The sequence below is a fragment of the Arenibaculum sp. genome (genome assembly GCF_035998295.1).
GTDB lineage: Bacteria > Pseudomonadota > Alphaproteobacteria > Azospirillales > Azospirillaceae > DASYHS01.
On record NZ_DASYHS010000171.1, the window covers coordinates 1 to 3,615 of the forward strand.

Here is a 3,615-nt window from a genome sequence, read left to right on the forward strand (position 1 = left end):
GTCGGCGCCGCGGCGGTAGGCGCCGATACGCACCAGCTCGCGCATGTCGTCGTAGACGGCCGCCAGCGCGCGCGCCTCGCTCAGCAGGCGGTATTCCGCGGCGGAGTGGCATCCCGGAAGGGTGCGCGACACGCTGCGCAGCACGTTCACGGCGGGATGGCGGCCCTGCTCGGCGATGCGCCGGTCGAGCACGAGATGGCCGTCGAGGATGCTGCGCACCGCGTCGGCCACCGGCTCGTCGTGGTCGTCGCCGTCGACCAGCACCGTGAAGATGCCGGTGATGTCGCCCTGGGCGCCGGTGCCCGGCCCGGCCCGCTCCAGCAGGCGCGGCAGTTCCGAGAACACGGTCGGCGGATAGCCCTTGGTCGTCGGCGGCTCGCCCGCGGCGAGGCCGATCTCGCGCTGGGCGGTCGCGAAGCGCGTCAGGCTGTCCATCATGCACAGGACGTGCAGGCCCCGGTCGCGGAACGCCTCGGCGACCGCGAGCGTCAGCCAGGCCGCCTGGCGGCGCATCAGCGGCGGCTCGTCCGAGGTCGCGACGACCACGACCGAGCGCGCGAGGCCGGCCTCGCCCAGGTCCTCCTGCAGGAACTCCCGGACCTCGCGGCCGCGCTCGCCGATCAGGCCGAGCACGACGACGTCGGCATCGGCATGGCGCGCCAGCATCGACAGCAGGGTCGACTTGCCGACGCCCGAGCCGGCGAAGATGCCCATGCGCTGGCCCCGGCAGACCGGCACGAAGCAGTCGACCGCCCGTATCCCCGTCTCCAGCCTGCGGCCGACGCGCCGGCGGCTGCACGCGGCCGGGGGCGCCGCCCGCAGGGGCCGTACCGCCTCGCCGCCGACGAGCGGGCCGCCGCCGTCGACCGGCCGGCCGAGCGCGTCGACGACCCGGCCGAGCCAGCCCGGGCCGGGGCGCAGCGCATCGCGCCCGGCCTCCAGCACGGCCGGGTTGCCTTCCGCCACCCCGTCCAGCGGGCCGAACGCCATCAGCAGCGAACGGCCGTCGCGAAAGCCGATCGTCTCGCACAGGACGCGTCCGCCCTGCACCGTCTCGGCCCAGCACCGGTCGCCGACGGCGAGCCGGCGCTGCAGCCCGTCGACCTCGACGGTCATGCCGGCGGCCGAGCGGATCTCGCCGCGCCACAGGGGGGCGGGCAACTCGTCCAGTCCGGCGATCAGGTCGGACAGCGCGCGATGCATCGGGGCGGCTCCGGCTTCTCGGGTGGTCACGGGTCGAGCGTAGCCGCGCGGCCTTAAATCCGGCTTTAAACCGGCTGCCGCATCGTCGCCCTTGCCGTGAACGCAACGGAGCTGGGGCACATGGACATCGCTGCGATCGAACTGTTCCGGGTCGCGGGCAGCCGCATGGAATACCTGGCCGAGCGCCACCGGGTCGTGGCGCAGAACGTCGTCAACGCGAACACGCCGGGCTACCGGGCGCGCGACCTCGTGCCGTTCGACGCCGTGATCGGCGGCATGCGCCCGGTGGCCCCGGCCCTGACCAGCGGCATGCACCTGACCGGTACCCGGCCGGCCGGTCCCGTCCGCGTCGACCGGCGCCCGGAGACCTGGGAGAGCAACCCCGACGGCAACGCCGTGTCGCTCGAGCAGGAGATGATCAAGGCGGCTGACACCCGCGAGGCCTACGGCCTCATCGCCGGCCTGTTCCAGAAGCACGTGGGCCTGCTGCGCATGGCGTGGAGCGGCCGGAACACCTGAACCCGGACCCGAAATCCCGGAGATACGTCATGACCGTCGATCCCCTGACCGCAACGATGCGCATCGCCGCCACGGGCCTGGAGGCCCAAGGGACGCGCCTGCGCGTGATCGCCGAGAACATCGCCAACGCCGATTCGACCGCGATCGTCCCCGGCGGCGATCCCTACCGGCGCAAGACCATCTCCTTCACCAACGCGCTCGACCGTTCGCTGGGCGCGGAGACGGTCGAGATCCGGCGCATCGGCCGCGACCGCGGCGACTTCGAGCTGGTCCACGACCCCTCCCACCCCGCCGCCGACGAGGACGGCTACGTCAAGCGGCCCAACGTCTCGACCCTGATCGAGATGATGGACATGCGCGAGGCGACGCGCTCCTTCGAGGCGAGCATGAACATGATCGAGCAGGCGCGCTCCATGATGGCGCGCACCGTCGACCTGCTGCGCGGCTGAGGAGGCGGGCCATGATCGACTTCTCCATCGGCAGGGTGGCTGCCGCCTACTCCTCCAACGGCCTCTCGGCCGCGCTGCCGGCGGCGCCGGTCGCGGCACCTGCGGTGGCCATGCCGCCCGACGGCAGCTTCGGCGCCTTCGTCGACGACCAGGTCGCGCGCGCCGTCGAGACGGTGCAGCGCAGCGAGCGGGTCTCGCTGGCCGCGGTCGCCGGGCACGCGAGCGCCCAGGATGTGGTGCATTCCGTGATCGCCGCCGAGATGACGATCCAGACCGTCGTCGCGATCCGGGACAAGATGGTCCAGGCCTACCAGGAAATCATGCGCATGCCGATCTGACGGCGGCGCCGGGAGGAGGATGCCAATGAACGAGGCGGACGTCCTGGAGGTCCTGCGCGACGGCATCTGGGCCGTGCTGCTGATCGCGTTGCCGGCCCTGGTCGTGGCGCTGGCCGTGGGCGTGTGCATCTCGCTGCTGCAGGCGCTGACCCAGGTCCAGGAGATGACGTTGACCTTCGTGCCGAAGATCGTGGTGATCCTGGTCACCACGGTGCTGGCGCTGCCCTTCATGTATGCGACGCTGGCGACGTATTCGGAGCGGCTCGCCGACCTCATCGTCGCGATGGACTGAGGCGGTGCGCGCGGTCCTGCCGGCGATCCTGCCGGCGATCCTGCTGGCGATCCTGCTGGCGGGCCTACCGCCGGGGCGGCCCGCCGGCGCCGTCGAGCGCGCGGCGGCGCATGGCGCGATCACGGGCGGCTGGGATTTCCGCGCGGCCCCGCGGCCGGCCGCACCGGCGCGCACGCTGCCCGACGAGGCGGCCTGTATCGCGGCGATCCTGGACGCCGAGCGGGACTTCGCGATCGGGGGCAACCTGCTGCTGGCCATGGGCTTCACCGAGGCCGGGCGCGACGTCGCGGGGCTGGCGACCGTCTGGCCGTGGACGGTGAACGCCGACGGGGTCGGCCGCTTCTTCGCGAGCCGGGACGAGGCGGTGGCGCATGTCCGCGACCTGCAGGGCCGGGGCGTGCGCTCGATAGACGTCGGCTGCCTGCAGGTGAACCTGCGCTGGCACCCCGACGCCTTCGCCGACCTGGACGCGGCCTTCGACCCCGTCGCGAACGCCCGCTACGCCGCGCGCTACCTGGCCGGGCTCGGCCGCGCCCAAGGCGGGGCGGAGGCGGCGGTCGGGCGCTACCACTCGGCGCGGGCGGAGCTGGCCGACGCCTACCGGGCGCGGGTCGAGAAGAACCGCCGCTGGGTCGCGGGCGCACTCGACTACGTCGCGGCGCTGGCCGGCGGACCGGCCTCGCCGGCCTGGGGCCGGCCGGACCGCGCACGGCTCGCCTTCCTGACCAGCCTCTACGCCGATGCCCCGGCGCGCCCGCTGCTGCCGGACTACGAGGGCCGGTAGGGGCCGGGTGCGGAACCGTCGGGATCTATG

The 3,615-nt window shown here is 73.5% G+C and carries 6 protein-coding genes; 5 read left to right on the plus strand and 1 reads right to left on the minus strand.

Annotated elements, in window-relative coordinates; translation table 11 throughout:
- Positions 1 to 1,203: FliI/YscN family ATPase (locus VGO20_RS16985; RefSeq protein WP_327503561.1), on the minus strand; the 1,203-nt coding region annotated here is incomplete at its 3' end.
- Between the two features lie 120 nt (positions 1,204 to 1,323).
- Here VGO20_RS16985 and VGO20_RS16990 point away from each other — a divergent pair.
- Genes VGO20_RS16990 through VGO20_RS17010 form a run of 5 tightly spaced genes read left to right on the plus strand, consistent with a single transcriptional unit; the run spans position 1,324 to position 3,585 of the window.
- The gene (locus VGO20_RS16990) at positions 1,324 to 1,722 is read left to right on the plus strand and encodes a flagellar basal body protein (RefSeq protein ID WP_327503562.1); all 399 of its coding nucleotides are present in this window, start codon (positions 1,324 to 1,326) and stop codon (positions 1,720 to 1,722) included.
- A 29-nt stretch (positions 1,723 to 1,751) separates the two neighbouring features.
- Complete coding sequence (gene flgC / locus VGO20_RS16995) at positions 1,752 to 2,171, plus strand: flagellar basal body rod protein FlgC (protein ID WP_327503563.1); 420 nt, start codon at positions 1,752 to 1,754, stop codon at positions 2,169 to 2,171.
- Positions 2,172 to 2,182: 11 nt separating this feature from the next.
- Complete coding sequence (gene fliE, locus VGO20_RS17000; RefSeq protein ID WP_327503564.1) at positions 2,183 to 2,509, plus strand: flagellar hook-basal body complex protein FliE; 327 nt, start codon at positions 2,183 to 2,185, stop codon at positions 2,507 to 2,509.
- A gap of 25 nt (positions 2,510 to 2,534) precedes the next feature.
- The gene (gene fliQ / locus VGO20_RS17005) at positions 2,535 to 2,801 is read left to right on the plus strand and encodes a flagellar biosynthesis protein FliQ (RefSeq protein ID WP_327503565.1); all 267 of its coding nucleotides are present in this window, start codon (positions 2,535 to 2,537) and stop codon (positions 2,799 to 2,801) included.
- A 4-nt stretch (positions 2,802 to 2,805) separates the two neighbouring features.
- A complete protein-coding gene (locus VGO20_RS17010; RefSeq protein WP_327503566.1) occupies positions 2,806 to 3,585 on the plus strand; it encodes a lysozyme family protein in 780 nt (259 codons plus the stop codon).
- Positions 3,586 to 3,615 lie beyond the last annotated feature (30 nt).

Bases quoted from the DNA above. Each gene is read 5' to 3' on its own strand.
- flgC (WP_327503563.1), top strand. From the start codon at position 1,752: ATGACCGTCGATCCCCTGACCGCAACGATGCGCATCGCCGCCACGGGC.
- VGO20_RS16990 (WP_327503562.1), top strand. From the start codon at position 1,324: ATGGACATCGCTGCGATCGAACTGTTCCGGGTCGCGGGCAGCCGCATG.
- fliQ (WP_327503565.1), top strand. From the start codon at position 2,535: ATGAACGAGGCGGACGTCCTGGAGGTCCTGCGCGACGGCATCTGGGCC.
- fliE (WP_327503564.1), top strand. From the start codon at position 2,183: ATGATCGACTTCTCCATCGGCAGGGTGGCTGCCGCCTACTCCTCCAAC.